12 protein-coding genes and 2 pseudogenes are annotated in these 17,365 nt (G+C 73.7%); 11 read left to right on the top strand and 3 right to left on the bottom strand.

Features of this window, described 5'->3' with window-relative positions; genetic code table 11:
• Nucleotides 1-126: 126 nt before the first annotated feature.
• Together LNW71_RS08580 and LNW71_RS08575 are read right to left on the bottom strand one after the other, a co-directional pair.
• On the bottom strand, nucleotides 127-1,128 hold the full coding sequence (locus LNW71_RS08580) for a PadR family transcriptional regulator (RefSeq protein WP_250967695.1): 1,002 nt from the start codon (nucleotides 1,126-1,128) through the stop codon (nucleotides 127-129).
• 1 nt (nucleotide 1,129) lies between these two features.
• Nucleotides 1,130-1,986, bottom strand: a pseudogene (locus tag LNW71_RS08575) (DUF4097 domain-containing protein).
• 164 nt (nucleotides 1,987-2,150) lie between these two features.
• On the opposite strand from LNW71_RS08575, the gene LNW71_RS08570 reads away from it, so the two are divergent.
• Nucleotides 2,151-3,008 carry a hypothetical protein gene (locus LNW71_RS08570; protein ID WP_250967694.1) on the top strand — a complete coding sequence of 286 codons (858 nt, stop codon included), beginning with the start codon at nucleotides 2,151-2,153 and terminating at the stop codon, nucleotides 3,006-3,008.
• Between the two features lie 47 nt (nucleotides 3,009-3,055).
• On the opposite strand, the gene LNW71_RS08565 is transcribed toward LNW71_RS08570, so the two are convergent.
• Nucleotides 3,056-3,241, bottom strand: a complete 186-nt coding sequence (locus tag LNW71_RS08565) for a DUF6104 family protein (protein ID WP_030207192.1) — start codon at nucleotides 3,239-3,241, stop codon at nucleotides 3,056-3,058.
• 174 nt (nucleotides 3,242-3,415) lie between these two features.
• Between LNW71_RS08565 and LNW71_RS08560 the strand changes: the two genes are divergently transcribed.
• The 10 genes and pseudogenes from LNW71_RS08560 to fxsT all read left to right on the top strand — a co-directional run bounded on the left by LNW71_RS08560 (nucleotide 3,416) and on the right by fxsT (nucleotide 17,293).
• Nucleotides 3,416-4,108, top strand: a complete 693-nt coding sequence (locus LNW71_RS08560; protein ID WP_308294466.1) for a CU044_2847 family protein — start codon at nucleotides 3,416-3,418, stop codon at nucleotides 4,106-4,108.
• Nucleotides 4,047-4,208 (top strand): hypothetical protein, encoded by a 162-nt coding sequence (locus LNW71_RS08555; RefSeq protein ID WP_250972261.1) that lies wholly within the window; start codon nucleotides 4,047-4,049, stop codon nucleotides 4,206-4,208. The genes LNW71_RS08560 and LNW71_RS08555 overlap by 62 nt, the downstream gene beginning before the upstream one ends.
• Nucleotides 4,202-5,128, top strand: a complete 927-nt coding sequence (locus LNW71_RS08550; protein ID WP_250967692.1) for a trypsin-like peptidase domain-containing protein — start codon at nucleotides 4,202-4,204, stop codon at nucleotides 5,126-5,128. Before LNW71_RS08555 ends, LNW71_RS08550 begins: the two co-directional genes overlap by 7 nt.
• Nucleotides 5,050-6,054, top strand: a complete 1,005-nt coding sequence (locus LNW71_RS08545; RefSeq protein ID WP_308294562.1) for a hypothetical protein — start codon at nucleotides 5,050-5,052, stop codon at nucleotides 6,052-6,054. The genes LNW71_RS08550 and LNW71_RS08545 overlap by 79 nt, the downstream gene beginning before the upstream one ends.
• Nucleotides 6,055-6,184: 130 nt before the next feature.
• A complete protein-coding gene (locus tag LNW71_RS08540; protein WP_250967691.1) occupies nucleotides 6,185-7,216 on the top strand; it encodes a MoxR family ATPase in 1,032 nt (343 codons plus the stop codon).
• A gap of 178 nt (nucleotides 7,217-7,394) precedes the next feature.
• Nucleotides 7,395-10,910, top strand: coding sequence for an SAV_2336 N-terminal domain-related protein (locus tag LNW71_RS08535; RefSeq protein ID WP_250967690.1), 3,516 nt, complete (start codon nucleotides 7,395-7,397; stop codon nucleotides 10,908-10,910).
• Nucleotides 10,911-11,144: 234 nt separating this feature from the next.
• Nucleotides 11,145-11,360 (top strand): FxSxx-COOH cyclophane-containing RiPP peptide, encoded by a 216-nt coding sequence (gene fxsA, locus LNW71_RS08530; protein ID WP_250967689.1) that lies wholly within the window; start codon nucleotides 11,145-11,147, stop codon nucleotides 11,358-11,360.
• A 319-nt stretch (nucleotides 11,361-11,679) separates the two neighbouring features.
• The gene (locus tag LNW71_RS08525) at nucleotides 11,680-12,831 is read left to right on the top strand and encodes an FxsB family cyclophane-forming radical SAM/SPASM peptide maturase (RefSeq protein WP_250971933.1); all 1,152 of its coding nucleotides are present in this window, start codon (nucleotides 11,680-11,682) and stop codon (nucleotides 12,829-12,831) included.
• Nucleotides 12,828-14,218: pseudogene (locus LNW71_RS08520) on the top strand (HEXXH motif-containing putative peptide modification protein). Before LNW71_RS08525 ends, LNW71_RS08520 begins: the two are co-directional and overlap by 4 nt.
• Before the next feature lie 81 nt (nucleotides 14,219-14,299).
• Nucleotides 14,300-17,293: an FxSxx-COOH system tetratricopeptide repeat protein gene (gene fxsT / locus LNW71_RS08515; protein ID WP_250967688.1), complete on the top strand. Its 2,994-nt coding sequence runs from the start codon at nucleotides 14,300-14,302 to the stop codon at nucleotides 17,291-17,293.
• The last annotated feature ends 72 nt before the right edge of the window (nucleotides 17,294-17,365 follow it).

The following is a 17,365-nucleotide window of genomic DNA, read 5'->3' as shown; positions in this document are numbered from 1 at the left end:
TGGACCGGGTGGCCGCCCACGGTGTGGACCGGGAGTCGGTGCGACGGTGCGGGCCGACCGGCCGGGAGCCGGTTGAGCGTCAGGGGCCCGGGGTGCGTGGTTCGCACCCCGGACCCCTGACGGTCCCTACTTCGAGTCGCCGGCGTCCTTGCGCAGCAGCGCCCCGATGTGGGCCGCCGCCGTCGACAGGTGGCTGCGGGCCTGTGACAGCTGGTCCGCCGTGACCCCCCGGTCCCGGGCCGCGTCGCGGATGTCGTCGCGGAAACGGTCCAGCAGGCGGTCCAGATCGCGGGCCGGGTCGCCGGTGCTGCCGGTGTCCTTGCCCCAGTCGGGGTCGGCGTCCGCGGTGTCCGCCTTGGTGTACGGGGGCCGGCCGCCGGTGCGGGCGAAGCCGGACAGCTGCCCGGTGATCTCCGCCAGACCTTCCCGGACGCCCGCGGGCCAGTCACCGCGGGCGAAGTGCTCCTGGACCTGGCGGGCGGCGTTCTGCATCTGCTCGCGCGCCCGCTCCTGGGCCTCCTTGGCCTGGCGGCGGGCTTGGTCGGCGTCCTCGCGGGCGCGGCGGGACTCGTCCTTCGCCCGGCGCGCCTGCTCCTTCCACTCCTGCCTGGCCTTGCGCAGCTCCTCCTTGGCGTTGCGCCACGTCTCCTTGTCGCCGAAGTCACCGAGGTCGCCGAGGTCACCGAAGCCGCCGAAGGGGGACTCCTTGCCTCCCTTGGTGCCGGAGCGGGTGCCGCCGTGGCGGGACTCGTCCGCCGCGGCGCGCATCTCGCTGCGCAGCTTGCCCGCCGCCCCGCGGACGTCGTCGCGGATCTCGGCGGCCAGTTCGGAGACCGACTCCCTGATCTCCAGCTCCAGATCGGCGAGTTCGCCGGTGCGGCCCGCGAGTTCGGCGCGGCCGTCGTCGGTGATCGAGTAGACCTTGCGGCCGCCCTCGGTGGCGTGGGTGACCAGGCCCTCGGCCTCCAGCTTGGCCAGCCGCGGGTAGACGGTGCCGGCCGAGGGCGCGTACAGCCCCTGGAAGCGTTCCTCCAGCAGCCGGATCACCTCGTAGCCGTGGCGGGGAGCCTCGTCGAGCAGCTTCAGCAGGTAGAGGCGCAGGCGGCCGTGGGCGAATACGGGGGGCATGTCAGAGCACCTTTCCGGTCTGCTCGGCGTCGTGCGGATCGTCCTCGGCCGGTGGGCGGCGCAGCAGGGCGATCGACCCCGAGACCGTCGTCGCCTTCAGCGTCCCGGTACCGGCGCCGAGCGTGCCGGTGATCCTCTTCGCCCCCACTGGCCGTTGACCCGCAGGTCCTCGAAGCCGTTGGAGACGGAGCCGCTCGCGGTGTTCGCCTCCACCTTCGCGTCCGCCGGGTGCGGCAGCCGGATGGCGACCTCGCCGGAGACCGTGGTCAGCCGGATGTCGGTGGGCTTCCCGGTCGCGTCGAGGTCGAGCACCATGTTGCCGCTGACCGATTCGGCCCGTACGGAGGTGCCGGCGCCCTCGACGACCGTCAGATCGCCGGAAACCGAGTGGAAGCGCAGGTCGCCCGTGACGGCCTGGGCCTCCAGGCTGCCGGACACGGTGTCCGCGCCGACCGGGCCCGCGAGTGCGACGAGAGTGGTGTCGCCCGTGACGCCGCGCACGTCGGTGCGGCCGCGGATTCCGGAGACGAAGGCGCCGGCACCGACCACGCCGACCTCCACCGCCGAACCGGCCGGGACCGCGAGGGAGACGACCGCGCGCCGGTGCCAGCCCTTGCGGTCGAACCACTTGAGGAAGCCCTGCCAGGCGAGGTCCTCGTAGGCGACGGTGAGGACGCCGTCGTCCTGGGTCACGATCAGCGGTGGTCCCTCGATGTCGGTGACCTCGAGCCTGGCGGTCGTTTCCTCGGTGCCGACGACATTGACCGTACCGTTGACGATGCGCACGCTGAGTGCCGTCACCGGTTCGTCGAAGGTGAGCTTCTCAGGCCCGGCGATGGCCCACGTCGACACAGGCATGGATCTGACCTCCTGGGGAGCGCGGATGACGCAACATATCGCGTCTCTTCCGGAACACGATATATCGCGGATCGGGGAAGTCAAGGCGCTCCGCGACGGGTGGTGGGCGGGGGTATGGGGGCAAAGTGCATCAAATAGTGGCAATTTGTCCTACGGTGTGGGACATGGACGCGACACCACCCGTGGGAGCCCTGCTGCTGTGCCGGGCCGAACCCGAGACCGTGCGGCCGGTGGCCCACCTGCTGCGCGAGCGGATGCTGCTCGCACCCGCCGGGGACGGCTGGAGTGTCCTCGTACCCGAGGGGCGGCCCTGGCAGGACCACCGGGCCGGGACGGCGGAGGCGGCCGAGCCGGTGGACCGGGTGCTGAGCGGCTGGGCCACCGCGCTCGCGGTCGGCTCCACCTGGCCGGTGCTCGCGCTCTGGTGGGACGGCGACCGTGCCGGATACACGCTGGCCGCGGGTTTCCGCCGGCCGGTCGGCTACGTCTGGCTCGCCGACGGCACCCCGGCCGGTGAGGACGAGGCCATGCGCACGTTCGCCGAGCGGCTCGGTCTCGATCCCGTACCGGACGTCCAGGCGCTGGAGGCCCTGACCGGACCCGGTCCGGAGGCGGACGCCGCCGCCCGGCTGCGCGGGCTGCTCGCCGTCCTCACCCGTACCGGGCTGAAGCTCCCGGCCGGACTCGACCCCGGCCGGTCCTCCGACGTGCTCACGGCCGGAGCCGGCGGGGGGCCGGAGGCCGAGTGGATCGAGTGGACCGGCTGGCGCGACGCGGTCAAGGTCGAACTCGAAGCGGTCGAGAGCAGTCGCGTCGGGCCCTGGCTGCGTGGCCCGAAGGCCCGCGCCCTGGCGGGCGCCCAGCTGGCCGCGGGCCTCCCGCTCGCCCTCTGGGGGGCCGGGCGGCGCAGCGGTGGCTGGGTCTTCGCGGGCGCCCTGCTGATCGTGCACGGCGCACTCGGTCTCGCGTATGACCGGATCCGGGACGACGGCCCGGGCGGGGAGGGCGGCGGGCCCGCCTGACAGCCGGGACGTGGCGGGAGGGGGCGGGTGGTGACGGCGGCGGTGGACTACTCCTCGTCGTCCTCGTCGTCGTCCAGCCGGGCCAGCCACGTGGCGAGGCGCTCGACCGGCACCTCGAAGTCGGGATTCAGGTCGACGAAGGTACGCAGCTGCTCGGCGAGCCACTCGAAAGTGACCTCTTCCTCGCCTCGCCGCTTCTCCAGCTCCTCGATACCGCGGTCGGTGAAGTACATGGCGGCAAGTTTAATGCCTGGTGGCAGTGCGGACGGGCCCCCTGGAGCCGGCCCGCGGCGGCCACCCGGGCGGCGCCAGAACCGCCTCGACGCGCCCTCGCGTCATGGTCCATGTCCCTCGCATCGGCCGCCTACGGCCGTTAACCTGCGGGTAGTTGGGGAACGGGGGGTGTCATGGGTGACAGCGGGGCCCGTATTACGCGCATTGAGATGCCGGACGGCACGCCGGTCTGGGCCCGGATCTCGGGAGCCGAGGAACTGACACGGCCGGCGCCCGGTGGCGGCGGTCCGACATACACGGACACCGGGTTCGGCGACATAGGCGACCAGGTGCAGGCACGGGTCGAGAGTCTGCAGGGCGTGGTGACCAGCGTCGCCCGCTCACTCGCCGTGCCGCTGCGGGCCGTGCGGCCGGACGAGGTCAGTGTCGAGTTCGGCATCGAGCTCACCGCCAGGGCGGGCAAGATCGTCGGGCTCCTCGCGGACGGCGAGGCCAAGGGCGCCATCAAGATCACGCTCAGCTGGAACGGCGGCGGCCCCCCGGTCGACCCGCCCGCACCCGCACCCGTGCCCGTACCCGCTCAGGCCCCCGCGCCTTCGGGCGCGCCCCTGCCACCGGTCCCCTTCGCGGCCCCGGGGGCGCCGCCCACCGCGCCGGCGCCCGCGCCCCCGGTGCGCCCGCCGGTGCGTCCCCCGGCGCCCCGGCGCACCCGGACGGGGCGGACGACACCGACGGCGGCTGGGGATGACCTCGGAGGGCGACGGGGGCGCAGAGGGAGTGCTGGGCCGGTCGCAGGCTGCACTCATGGACCTCGTGCACGACGCCACCGTGCGCATCCATCGCCCGGCGTCCGGGTATGCCCATGACGGACCTGGCGGGGACTTCCTGGGGAGCGGCTTCTTCATCGCCCCGAGCTGGATCCTGACGTGCGCGCACGTGGCGATGCGGGGGAGGGGGGCGTGGTGAACGTGTGGTTCAAGGGAGACCGTTACAGCACCGAACTGACCGAAGTGCCCGGCAAGGTGGTCGCCGCGATGCCCGGCGCCCGGCCGCCGGGAGCCACCGGCTGGCCGGCCCCCGACCTCGCGCTGATCCAGCTCCAGCGGCCCGTCGAGCACACCTGTGTGTACGTCACCGAGCGCTCCGAGGCCATGCTCCGCAGCCGCGAGATCCGTTGCGTGGGCTGGGCGCCCTCGCAGAGCGGGGGGTTGCTGAAACGCAGCGGGGTCTGCGTGGTGAAGGGCGCCTACGGCGCGTCGGACGACGCCGAACAGGTCGTCAGGCTCGACGGGGACTGGCTGGAGCCGGGCATGTCCGGCGGACCTGTGGTCGACCTCGCCCGGGGCGAGGTGGTCGGGGTGATCAAGTCGCGGCTCGACAACCACCAGGGCGGAACGGCCGTGGGAATCGAGCGGCTGCGCACCCTGAAGGTGCCGTCCGTGCCCGTCGAGGCCGAGGCCGACGACCTCTACCAGTCCGTCTTCCACGCCCACGACCGCTACCACGCGGACCGGCACAACAGCCCCGCCAGCACCGAGCGGACCTGGGCCGACGCGCAGAGCGAGCTGTCGGTCCCGCCCGGCGGGATCCTCGGTCCCAAGCGGCGGGCGGACCTGCTGGGGAGGCTCGCCGAGTTCCCGCCCCCGGTCAGTACCCGCAGTCTGCTCGCCCTCCTGGACGCCCTGCCGGGTGTCCACTCCCGTGACCACCGCCCGGCCCCCGCGGCTGGCGGGACGGTCTCGGCGTGCTCTACGACACCCGTGCCCGCGACCGGGAGGCCCCGCTCGAACTGGTCCTGCGCTACTGCATGGGCGTGCTCGCCGCCGACCGGCCCTTCGACGTGCCGTCCACCAGGACCGCGGCCAAGTCGCTTTGGGAGTGGGTGAAGCGCATCGCGGACGAGGAGCTTTCCCGGGACTTCAGGCAGCAGCTCGCGATGGAGTGGGCGGCCGTCCGCCTGCGCCTGGAGGAGAACCGCCGGCGGGCCCGGGCGCCGCTGGCCGACCCCGTCCGCCACGGCGAACGGGCTCACGTCCTGCTGGAGCTCGAACCCCAGGGCTGGGCCCGGGACCGCTACGACTGGCGGATCGGTGTCGTGCGCCACACCGGAGAGATGCTGCCCGTCGGCGAGGACAGCCAGGGCACCGCGCTGCACACCCTGCCGGACCGGCTCGCCGCCGCGCTCGCCGAGGCCTTCAGGCAGTGCGACGAGCCGGGCAGCCCGGCCATGCTCCAGGTCGCGCTCGCCCCCGCGCTGTTCGCGCTGGAGGTCGACCGCTGGGAGCTCCCCTCGGACGGGCTGCCGCTCGGCGTCGTGCGCCCGGTGGTCCTGCGCAGCCCCTACCACGGGCCGCCCGAAGAGCGCCTGGCGCGCTGGAACGCCGCTCCGGAGGGCGGGATCCGGGCCGAAGTCGTCGACTGCGAGGGCGGATTGCGGGTACGAGTACCGGAGGTCGCCCAGCTGCGGACCCTGGCACACGAGAGCGTGCCGGTGCTCTGCCGTTACGGCGGGCGGCCGGACCCCGGGATCACGGCCGGGGTGGTGCGGGTGCTGGACGCCGGCTTCGCAGTGGCCCTGCTGCAGCGACGGTCCACGGAGGCCGACACGGTCTGCACGAACTTCCACCGGCGCGTGGCCGAGGCCGTTTCGGACGCCGACACCCGCGACCGACTGCCTTTCAAGGTGCATGAGTTGAGAAAAGGAGTGGGTGCGGCACGTACGGAGACGTACTGGTCCGACGGGATCGCCCTCTACTACGACGACCCGCACCATTCGCTGCCCGGTGCCGGCGACTTCCTGGAGGCGCCGTGAGGCGATCCGCCGCTCACCACCGCAAGGACCGCACCGGCCCGCCCCTTACGGGGGGTACGCCGGATCGCTACGGTAAGGCACGTTCGACGGCTGCTGTCCCTGGCGGACGAGTGACAACGAGGAACACGCTATGAGTGAACCCAGCGAGTGGCTCATCTACCGAGGGATCGGCGAACCCCACGACGGCGTACCGCAGTTGCCGCCTCCGCCGCCCTGGCGTGACTTCGCGGGCGGCCGCCCGGCCCCGGCGGACGGGGCGGGCGGGGACGAGTCCGCCGACCGCCGGCTCGGCATTCCCGGGCGCATCGCCGAGGAGCACCGGCCGGGCGCCGAGGAGCTCGAAATGATCAACGCCGCGCTGTATCTGCGGCGGCCGCTGCTGGTCACCGGGGACCCTGGCGCGGGAAAGAGCACCCTGGCCCACTCCGTGGCCCGTGAGCTGGAGTTCGGCAAGGTGCTGCGCTGGCCCATCGTCAGCCGTTCCACTCTGCTGGACGGCCTCTACCACTACGACGCGATCGCCCGGTTGCAGGACGTGCAGATCGCCTCGCACGCGTCCCTGGACGGGGGAGTCGGCCCCGACGCGGCCCAGAACGTGGGCAGTTACATCCGGCTCGGGCCGCTGGGCACCGCCCTGCTGCCCTCCGACCGGCCGCGGGTGCTGCTCATCGACGAGCTCGACAAGAGCGACATCGATCTGCCGAACGACCTGCTCAACGTGCTGGAGGAGGGCGAGTTCGCCATTCCAGAGCTGGAGCGGATCGTCGACCGGCTGCCCGACGGCGAGGCGGACGTGCTGGACCACGACGGCAACAAGGTGCGGATCAAGGGCGGCCGGGTGCAGTGCCGGGCGTTCCCGTTCGTGGTGCTCACCAGCAACGGCGAGCGGGACTTCCCCGCCCCCCTGATGCGCCGCTGCATCCATCTGGAGCTGGACCGCCCCGACCACAAGCGGCTGGCCGCCTTCGTGAAGGCCCACCTCGGTGAGGAGGCGGCCCGCTCCAGCGAGGACCTCATCACCCACTTCCTGGAGCGTTCGCGCAGCGAACTCCTGGCCACGGACCAGTTGTTGAACGCCATCTACCTCACCCACGCCGCGGCGCCGGCCGGCCGCGACCGGCTGGCCGACCTGCTCATCCAGCGACTCGACAGGCCGAGGTGACCCACTGATGCCCGGGGCGGACGGGACGCCGGAAGGGGCGGCGGACGGCGGGCCGGAAGGGACTGCCGGTGTGCCCGGTGCCGACGAGGGGCCCGAGACGCTCCCGGCGGATGTAACGGATGTGACGGGTGTGACGGGTGTGGCTCCTGCGGTCTCGGACGCGCCGGGTGCCCCTGCGATGTCCGACGCGCCGGGCGCTGCCCGTGCCGGGTCCGGCGTGCCCGGTGGCCGTGCCGCGTCTGGTGGCCTTGCGGCGTCCGGCAAATCCGCCGTGCCCGCGGCGTCGGCCGGCTCTGATGGCCCGGCCGCTCCGGCCCCGAACGACGGGGAGTTACTTTCCACGCTCGTCGCCCGGCTCCGTGGCGCAGGCCTCGACCCCGATGTCGAGCAGCTCTGCGATGCTCTCTGGCTGGCCAGGTGGACCCGGACCCCCGGCGCTCCGGAGGAGGACCCGGACGAGGGCGACGGGGCGTCGCCGTCCGCCCGGACGCCCGAGGAGTCCGTCGCGCCGGGCCCCGCGGGTCCGGAGAGTGCGCGGGAGGGGCGCGTTCCGGACACCGGCGACGACGGTCGCCCCGATGAGGCGCGCGAGCCGGGGGACGACGGGCGGATCGCCCTGTATCCCCTGCCGCGTCCCGCCCGCGCCGACGGCAAGCGGGACACGGGCGACCCCGTGGCGGAGCGGCGGTCCGGGACGAAACCCCGCGCCACCGTGCTCACCCTCGGCGTACCGGCCGCGCCCGTCCTGCCGGCGCCCCTCGAACTCACCCGCGCGCTCCGCCCCCTGCAGCGCTACCGCCCGGCCTCCGCCCCGCTGCGCCGCGCCCTGGACGAGACGGCGACCGCGGACCTCAGTGCCCGCGCGGGCGGGATGGTCATGCCGGTGTTCCGCGGGGTCGGCCGGGGTGACGCGATCCTGCAATGCGTCATGGACGCCTCGTCCTCGATGCTGGTGTGGGACCGGATGTTCGGCGAACTCCAACAGATCTTCGGCCAGTTGGGCGCCTTCCGGGACGTGCAGGTGCGTTATCTGCACCAGGGCCCGGACGGCGGCTGCGCGGTCAGCCGCAGCTCGGACCCGGCTGCCGCTCCGCTGCACTCCGCCGACCGGCTCAGCGATCCGACCGGGCGCCGGGTCACCGTGGTGATCAGCGACTGCGCCGGACCGCTCTGGCACAGCGGGCGCGCCCACCGGCTGCTGCACCAGCTGGCCCGGCAGGCCCCGGTCGCGGTGCTGCAGCCGCTGCCGCAGCGCATGTGGAACCGCACCCGGCTGCCGGTCACCTTCGGCTCGCTGGCACGCGGGGACGGCCTCACCGGAGCGACCCTGCTGAAGGTCACCGAGGACGCCGGGACCGGTCCCGCGGTGCACCCGGGGGCCCTGGCGGTACCGGTCCTCCCGCCGGTGCCGGACGCGCTGGCGGCCTGGGCCAGGCTGCTCTCCGGCACCGGCGCGGCACGCATCTCCGGAGCGGTCGGCTGGGTACGGGCCGACCAGCCCGCGGCCGCCGCCCAGCGCTCCGGGGCGACCCTGTCCTCGCTCCAACTGGTGAGCCGCTTCCGCTCGGCGGGCTCGCCGGTCGCCGGACAGCTGGCCGTCTACCTCGCGGCCGCGCCCCTCTACCTGCCGGTGATGCAGCTCGTGCAGCGCACGATGCTGCCCCACTCCGGCCCCTCCGAACTCGCCGAGGTACTGCTGAGCGGACTGCTCTCGCGCGCCGACGGCGGCGGCCGCGGACAGTGGTACGCGTTCGAACCCGGCGTCCAGGACGCGCTGCTCGGGCCGCTGGGCCGGGACGAGGCGCTGCTCGTGCTCAAGCACTGCTCGCAGTACATCGAGACGCGGTTCGGGAAGGGCGGGCCCAACTTCCCCGCGCTCGCCTTCGCCCAGCTCGGCGACGGCGGGGCGGACGACTCCTCGTACGCCACCGGACACGACGCGGCCGGAGCCGGGTACCCGTACGAGAACGAGGAGTCCGAGGACAGTGAGGAGAACGAGGCGAACGGGGGGATCGAGAGGCGCGGCGGCCCGCGCGTCCCCCATGCCTTTGCCGAGGTCGCAGCCCGCGTACTGGAGCGATTCATGCCCATGCCCCCCAGGTTCGTGATCCGGGAGCAGGAGAACGCCGACGGCGCTCCGCCGCCCGGCACCGCCCCCGCCGTGGAGCGTGCCCGCGAGCTCGTGCGGCACTTCGAAGCCGACAAGATGGTGCAGCGGCTGATCGACGCCGTGCAGCTGCTGCGCGGAGCCACCGAAGGGCCGCAGCAGTCCGCCGACCCCGAACTCTGGGCGGAGTACGCGCGCTGCGTCCTGCGGCTGTGGGAGGTGCAGGGCGGCGCCGAGCTGCTCCGCGAGGCCGAGGACGCCGCCGACCGGGCGGCCACCCAGCCAGGAGCGATTCGCGAACGTGCGGTGCTGGCCAAGGTGTTGCACGCGGCGGCCGACGACCGGCGCCGGCGCGGCGACCGACGGGGCGCCCTGGAGCTGCTGCGGCGCGCCGACCGTGAGTACACCGCCGCCTGTGCGGCCCCCGCCCTGGAGCCCGCCGAGGCGCTGCGGCTCACCCTGGAGCGGGTGCGGGCCCTGGAGGCGCAGTGGCGGCTCGACGGTGACAGCGCCCTGCTGCAGAGCGCCTGCGGGATGCTGGAGGCCTTCGCCGACGCCTGGCCCGACCAGCAGAACCGGCCGGCCGCCCTGCCGCTCCAGCACGGGCGGACACTCCTGAAACTGTCCGGCGCCACCGAGGACACCGAACGCTCCCGGGAGTTCGCCCGGCAGGCGGCCCGCTCGCTGCGCACGGCCTTCTCCCAGGGCGGCGGGCACACCATGGGCACCGAGGTCCGCATCGTGCTGGACCTGGTGGACGCGCTGCTGGCATCCGGCGAGGAGCCGGACGAGGCCGCGGCCCTGACCGGCCAGGCGCTGGAGACCGTACGGGAGCAGCGTCAGCGCGCCCAGCTGCAGACCAGGGCCGGACGGGTCCGGGTCGCCCGCTACGAACACACCGGCGACCCGGACGAACTCGTAACGGCCGCCGAGTGGTTCGCCCGGGCTTCCCGGGGCATCCCGCGGGACTCCAGGGCCCACACCGACCTGCTCGCCGAATGGGGCGGCACCCTGCTGCGCCGCGCCGAACTGCCGGACGGCGGTGCGCACATCGGCGCGGCCGTGCGGGTGCTGCGCGACTGCCGGTCCGAGACGCCGGCCGGCGGAGCGCACCAGTCCGAGCGGCTGCTGATGCTCGGCCGGGCCCTGATGCTGCGGCACCGGGCCACCGCGGACCGGGTCGACCTGCGGGAGGCCGAGTACCTCTTCGGGCTGGCGGCGCAGGAGGCAGCGGCCCCGCTGACCGCCGCGCGCTGCTGGCTGGAGCTGGGCAGGGCCCAGCTGGAGGCCGCCGACGTACTGGACCGGCCGTCCAGGCGCGACGAGGCCGCAGAGTCCTTCCGCTCGGCCGCCGAGTCTGCCGCAGCGGCGGAAGCGGAGCTGGAGAGTCCGCAACGACTGCAGGAGGCAGTGGAGTTGGGTGCTACAGCCAACCACTGGCGGGGTATGACGTATGAGAGAGCGGGGCGCCCCCGGGCCGCGCGGGAGGCGTACCGGGCGGCCCGCCAGGAGTGGCGCAAACTGCCGGACGGCGGCGGCGCGGCGGGCGAGTCGAGCGCCGGGCGGCTGGCCGAGCTGGAGCGCTGAGTGCTCAACGACGAGCACCCGGCGCCGCCGGCCCGGCGGTGCGCCGGGCACGGGCACGACCGGCGCGCGACCGGCGCCGGCCGGTGGCGTCTGCCGCAGGTCGGCCGCGAGGCCCTTGGCCTTCGGCGAGAGCTGGGCAGAGGGACGAAGCGGGTCAGGGACGCGGGACCGGTGGTGTGCGCTCAACGGCGAGCGCGGCCCGGCCGGCCCGGTGCTGCAGTACGGGGAGGCGTGATGAGCGAGTCGACACGTAACGACGGGGCGGGTGTGCCCGGTGGCACGGGAGGGAGTGCGTCCGGAGCCGCGGGCGCACTGCCGGATCTGCTGGGTCTCGATCTGGAGACCCTGCGGACCCTGGACCACCCGGTGCTGGCCGAGGTGGTCGCGGACCTGCGCGGCCGGGCCGAACAGCCACGGGAAATGCTCTGGGGATTCAACAACGCCTTCTGAGGCGGGCGGCCCCGCAGCGCCGCGTACCGGACCCGCCGCACGAGCGCGGTCCGGGGCGCGGCCCCTCACAACACCATCGCCCGGGTCGGGCCCGCCCGCGCCGCGCACCGGGGACCCCTTCCCCGTGCCGGTGGCGGCGCCCGCCCCGGCAGACGTACAGCACGGGGGTGCCCAAGTGGTGCGAGGGACGACGCCGCAGGGGGAACGGCGCGTGGAGCGGTCCGCGGACCGGAGCCCGCCGCGGGCGGAGCCGGGTACGGCGGCCGAGCCGTCACGCCCGGACCCCGGACCGCGAGCCGAGCGACAGCGCTCGCCGGCCGTGCCCTTCGGGCAGTTCATCGTGAAGGTGCACGGCCGCTGCAACCTGGCGTGCAAGTACTGCTACCTGTACGAGGGCCCCGACCGGACCTGGCGCAGCCGCCCCGCCGCCGCCGCACCCGCCGTACTGGACCGCACAGCGGACCGGATCGCCGAACACGCGGCCGCCCACCGGCTCCGGCACGTCGCCCTGGTGCTGCACGGCGGCGAACCCCTGCTCGCAGGCCCGGCAAGGCTGGGCGCCCTGGCCGACCGGGTGCGGGAGCGGGCACCCGAAGGGTGCACCGTCCACACCACCGTGCAGACCAACGCCACCCTGCTCACCGACGAGGGCGTCAGCACGCTCGCCCGGCACGGCATACGCATCGGCATCAGCCTGGACGGCGGCCTGGCCGCCCACAACACCCTGCGCACCGACCACGCGGGCCGCCCCTCCTGGCCCGCCGCCTCGCGCGGCGCCCGGCTGCTCGCCGACCACCACCCCGACGCGTACGCCGGCATCCTCACCGTCGTCGACCCGCGCACCGACCCGCTGGAGATGTACGAGTCGCTGCTCGCGCTGCGGCCTCCGGCCCTGGACCTGCTCCTGCCGCACGGCAACTGGACCAGCCCACCGCCCGGCCTCCCGGACCTGCCGGCCACGGGTCCGGGAACGGGCCGCGCCACCCCGTACGGCGACTGGCTGTGCGCCGTCTTCGACCGCTGGTGGCCGGCGGCCCGGCGGGAGACCCGGATCCGGCTCTTCGAGGAGTGCATCGCCCTGCTCCTCGGCCTGCCCGCCGCCACCGAGTCCCTCGGCCTCGACCCCGTCAACGCGGTCGTCGTGGAGACCGACGGATCGATCGAGCAGGTCGACTCCCTCAAGTCCGCCTACGACACCGCGGCCGCCACCGGACTCGACATCTTCCGCCACACCTTCGACGACGCCCTGCGCCACCCCGGCGTCGCCGCCCGCCAGGCAGGAGCCGGCGCCCTCGCCGCCACCTGCCGTGCCTGCCCGCTGCTGAACGTCTGCGGCGGCGGCCACTACGCCCACCGCTACCGCGCAGAGAACGGCTTCCTCAACCCCTCCGTCTACTGCGCAGACCTCGAACGGCTGGTCCGCCACGTGGCGGACCGGCTCGCCGACGCAACCGCAGGAGATCCCCCATGAGCCCTGCCATTCCCGAGCGCGTACTGCGCGAACTCGGCCGCACCGAGGGCGGCGCCGGCTCCCTCGGCCTGCTCGTACGCGATCAGGACACCCGCCGTCTCGTCCTGCTCAGGGCGCTGCTCGACGCGGCGGCCGCCGCCCCCGCGCGCGTCTGCCCACCCCCTCTGCTCGACCGGCTGCGCGAGGACTGGGCGCTGCTCGAAGCGGCCGAGCGGGCCGACCGGGCGGCGGTGCGCACCGTGCTGTTCCACCCCCTGGCAGGCCCCTGGGCGCAACGCCTGCTGGGCGGCATCACCGGCGCCGCCGCCCCGGGCCAGGACCTCCTGGCCGACCTGGCCCACCTGACCGCGCTCGCGACAGCGGCCGCGATCCGTGCCGCACTGCCCTGCACCGCCCGGCTCACCCCCGCGACGGCCTGGTCTGTCTCCCCACTCTCGGGGCGCTGCGGACGGGCCCCGGACCGGTCGAACTCGACCACGCCGAAGGCGAGACGACGCTGCGGCCGGCCGGTGCGCCGCCCCTGTCGGTACGGACCCAGCCCGACGGCACCATGAGCTCGGCCGACCCGCGCTGGCTGCCGGTCCTCACACTCCCCGCCGTACTGCCCGGCACCGGCCCCGTACCCCTGGACGACCTCGACCCGTACCGCACCCGCGGCACCGGGCTCGAACGCCACGGGCTGAGCGCCGCCACCCACATCGACGACCACGAGCGCAAGGCCTGGACGGAGTCCTGGTCCGGGGTCGAACCCCTGCTGCGGGTGGGCGGCGAGCACCGGCTCACCGAAGCCGCCGTCCTGCTGCGCTGCCTCGTCCCGCTCGGGCCGCCGCCCGGCTCGGGCCCCACCGGCCAGGGCGCGGCCCACTGCAGCGGCACCCGTCGCGAGGCGTTCGGCGCCGTCCTCAGCAGCAAACCGGCCACGCCCGCCTACTTCGCCTCGACCCTCGTGCACGAACTCCAGCACACCAAGCTCGCCGCGCTCGGCGCACTCGTCCGCCTGCACCACGAGGACGCCACCCCACGCCACTTCGCCCCCTGGCGCTCCGACCCCAGGCCCTTCGACGGGCTGCTCCAGGGTGCCTACTCGCACCTCGCGCTCGCCGACTACTGGCAGCGGTTCGCACTCGGCGCGCGGCGGGTCACCCACCGCGACCTGGCCTGGGCGGAACACGCGCGATGCCGCCAACAGGTCGGCGCCGTGCTGCCGGTACTGGCCGGCTCCGCCTCGCTGACCGTCGAAGGGCGGGTGCTCGTCAACGAGATGATCACGCTCTACCACCGTCTGGAGGATTCGCCGCCACCCACGGGGCACCTGGCGCGCGCGGAGGCGTACGTGAGCACCACCAGAGTGATATGGCAGCAGAGGAACGGATCGCCGAGGAGCTGAGCAGCCAGGTGATTCAGGCCGGGGCGACCTTGCCCCGGTGTATCTTGAAAAAGCTCGCAACGAGGTCAGGGAGACGGTTGAATGCCCGGAACGCGTAAGCAAGTTGGAGCAACCGGGGCGCAGACCGTCACCCTCAGTTTCGCCGGATTCAACCGGGCCTGGGCGGCGTGGATCGCGGACCGGCTGGAGCGGCGCGGGGTGACGGTCGTCCTGCAGCGCTGGGACCCACCGGTCGAGGTCCCGCTGGAGGACGCCCTGCGGGACCTGACCCTCTCCCGCGGCCGGATCCTGGTCCTGCTCAGCGACTGGTACTTCCAGGTCGGGCCCCGCAGCCACGAGGAGTGGAACCGGGCCCTGCGCGAGATCGTCGCCCCCGATCCGGACCGGTTCGCCGCGGTCTCCGTCACCACCGCGGCTCTGCCCGGCGCCACCTCGGTCTACGGCGCCGCGGACCTGACGAACGTCGGTGCGGACGAGGCCGAGCGGCGGCTGCTCGTACGACTGGAACTGCCCACCGACGCGCTGCCCGAGGCCGCCGCCGCCCGGCCGGGACCCCGCTACCCGGCCGACACCCCCGAGGTCTGGGGCGGGGTGCCACGCCGCAACACCCGCTTCACCGGCCGCGAGGAACTCCTCAGCAAGGCCTACCGGTCCCTGCAGGACGCCGGTCCCGGTGCGGGCGTCGTCACCCTGCACGGCATGTCGGGAGTGGGTAAGACGCAACTGGCCGCCGAGTACGTCTACCGGTTCGGCTCCGAGTACGACGTGGTGTGGTGGGTCCCCGCCGACCGGCGCGCCCTCTTCCGCCAGAAACTCGCCGAACTCGCCCCGGAACTCGGCCTGTCCACCGGCGCCGAGTACGGCGAGCGGCTGCGCGCGGTACGTGACTCGCTGCGCCGCGGCGACCCGCACGCCCACTGGCTGCTGGTCCTGGACGGCGCCGACGAGCCGGAACAGATCTGGGACCTGGTGCCGACCGGCCCCGGCCACGTCCTGATCACGTCCCGCAACCCCGAGTGGGGCGAGCACAACAGCAACCTGGTCGAGGTGCCGGTCTACGAACGTGACGAATCGGTCGCCTTCATCCGCCGCCGGGCCCCGCGCCTCACCCAGACCGAGGCCGACCAGCTCGCCGAGGCGCTGGAGGACCTCCCGCTGCTGCTCGACCAGACCGCGGGCTGGCTGAACGACTCGGACATGTCGGTCGAGGAGTACATCGAACTCCTCGGCGGCGGCATCGACCAGGACGTCGTCAAGGTCTCCGCGGACTTCCCGCTGGCCTTCCAGACCGCCTGGTCGATACTGCTGAACAAACTCCGCGACACCGTCCCCGAGTCCGTCGACCTGCTGCGCCTGTGCAGCTTCTTCGCGCCGGGCTCCATTCCCGTACGGCTGCTGAAGGAGATGCCGCCCGGCGAGCTGCCGGAGCAGCTCTCCGGACTGATGAACGACCCACTCCTGTGGAACAGGGCGATCGGCCAGCTGCGCCAGTACTCCGTCGTCCGCCTGGAGTCCCACGAGTCCGTCATCGACGAGACGTCCTCCGGCGAATCGATCTATCTGCACCGCATGGTGCACCAGATCGTCCGCAAGGACATGCCGGAACGCGACCGCCAGGAATTCATCGACGTGGTCCGCCGGGCACTGGCCGGCGCGGACCCCGGCCGCCCCACGGACACCCGCCAGTGGCCCACGTACGCCGAGATCACCCCGCACCTGAAGTGGGCCGACGTCCTGCGCAGCGCCGACCCCGCGGTGCAGAGCCTGGTGCTCAACTGCCTGCGCTACATGTACCTCTCCGGGGAGTACCGGGCCGGCATCAAGCTGGGCTCCCGCGCCATGACGGCCTGGCGCGAGCTGCTGGGCGAGAACCACCCCCGGGTCTGGGACCTCAGCTACAACTACGCCAACCTGCTGCGGGCCGTCGGCGACTACGCCGGCACCGAGGCCATCGAGCGCGCCGCGGTGGACCACCTGCGCGCCGAGCGGGGCTCCGACGACCTGGAACACCTGCGCGCCGCCGGCGGCCTCGCGGCAGACCTGCGCGGCCTCGGCCGGTACGACGAGGCGCAGGAGATGTCCGGCTGGATCCTGGCGGCCTACCGCGAACTCCTCGGCGACACGGACTCGCGCACACTCAACGCGCAGAACAACCTGGCCATTTCGCTCCGGCTGCTCGGCCGGTACGAGGACGCCCTGGAACTGAACCGGCGCACTCTGGAGTCCCGTCGGCAACTGCTCCGCCCGCGACACAGCTGGACTCTCTACTCGGAGATCAACTACGCCACCGACCTGCGCCTGCTCGGCCGCTACAACGAGGCGGAATCGCTTCAGACCCAGAGCGCCCGGGTGCACCGGCTCGTGATGGGCAACGACAACCCCCAGACCCTGCGCGCCGAGCACAATCTCGCGCTCTGCCACTACCGCTCCGGTGATCGGGGCAAGGCCGCGCTGTTGTTCACCCGGGTGCTGGAGCGAGGCGAACGGGTGCTCGGCGAGAACGACCCGCTGACCATGATGTTCGCGGCCAGCCAGAGCTTCTTCGCCCGGGAGCACGCCGACATCGACCAGGCCAGGGCCATAAGCGAGAAGGTCGTGGACGGCTATGTGGACATGCTGGGCGAACAGCACCCGTATGTGGCCGGCACCCGCGGCAACCACGCCCTGATCCTGCGCAACGTCGGGGAGCGGGACCAGGCGCACCACCTCCTGGAGGAGGCACTCGTCGACATGGGCCGGGCCGTGGGCGAGCACCACCCCTGGACGCTGGGCTGCGCGATCAACGTCTCGGCGCTGCGCAATCTGGTGGGCGACCCCGAATCCGCCGCGACGCTGACGGAGTCGGTCATCACCCGGGCCACCGAGGTCCTCGGCCGGACCCACCCGCTGACCCTCTCGGCACGCGTCGCGCACGCGGCGGACCTGCGAGGACTGCGGGACCGGCAGCGGGCGGAGAAGGTCGAGACGGAGGCGCTGGGCGATCTGGCGGCGACACTCGGGGCGCAGCACGTCCACACGGTCTCGGCGCGGTCCCGAAACCGTCCGTTCTGGGACTTCGAGCCTCCGATCATCTGAGGGCCCCGACCCACGCCGAGGGCCCGGCCCCGCGATCGTCTCGCGGGGCCGGGCCCTCGGTTCGTGAACTCG

Source organism: Streptomyces sp. RKAG290, from assembly GCF_023701695.1.
Classification (GTDB): domain Bacteria; phylum Actinomycetota; class Actinomycetes; order Streptomycetales; family Streptomycetaceae; genus Streptomyces.
Note: the sequence above shows the minus strand (reverse complement) of the source record. Positions and strands in the feature narration are given on the sequence as shown.

Coding starts and splice junctions, on each gene's coding strand:
- LNW71_RS08540 (WP_250967691.1), top strand. CDS start 6,185: ATGAGTGAACCCAGCGAGTGGCTCATCTACCGAGGGATCGGCGAACCC.
- fxsA (WP_250967689.1), top strand. CDS start 11,145: ATGAGCGAGTCGACACGTAACGACGGGGCGGGTGTGCCCGGTGGCACG.
- LNW71_RS08580 (WP_250967695.1), bottom strand. CDS start 1,128: ATGCCCCCCGTATTCGCCCACGGCCGCCTGCGCCTCTACCTGCTGAAG.
- LNW71_RS08535 (WP_250967690.1), top strand. CDS start 7,395: ATGTCCGACGCGCCGGGCGCTGCCCGTGCCGGGTCCGGCGTGCCCGGT.
- fxsT (WP_250967688.1), top strand. CDS start 14,300: ATGCCCGGAACGCGTAAGCAAGTTGGAGCAACCGGGGCGCAGACCGTC.
- LNW71_RS08545 (WP_308294562.1), top strand. CDS start 5,050: ATGGGCGTGCTCGCCGCCGACCGGCCCTTCGACGTGCCGTCCACCAGG.
- LNW71_RS08560 (WP_308294466.1), top strand. CDS start 3,416: ATGGGTGACAGCGGGGCCCGTATTACGCGCATTGAGATGCCGGACGGC.
- LNW71_RS08570 (WP_250967694.1), top strand. CDS start 2,151: ATGGACGCGACACCACCCGTGGGAGCCCTGCTGCTGTGCCGGGCCGAA.
- LNW71_RS08555 (WP_250972261.1), top strand. CDS start 4,047: ATGGACCTCGTGCACGACGCCACCGTGCGCATCCATCGCCCGGCGTCC.
- LNW71_RS08565 (WP_030207192.1), bottom strand. CDS start 3,241: ATGTACTTCACCGACCGCGGTATCGAGGAGCTGGAGAAGCGGCGAGGC.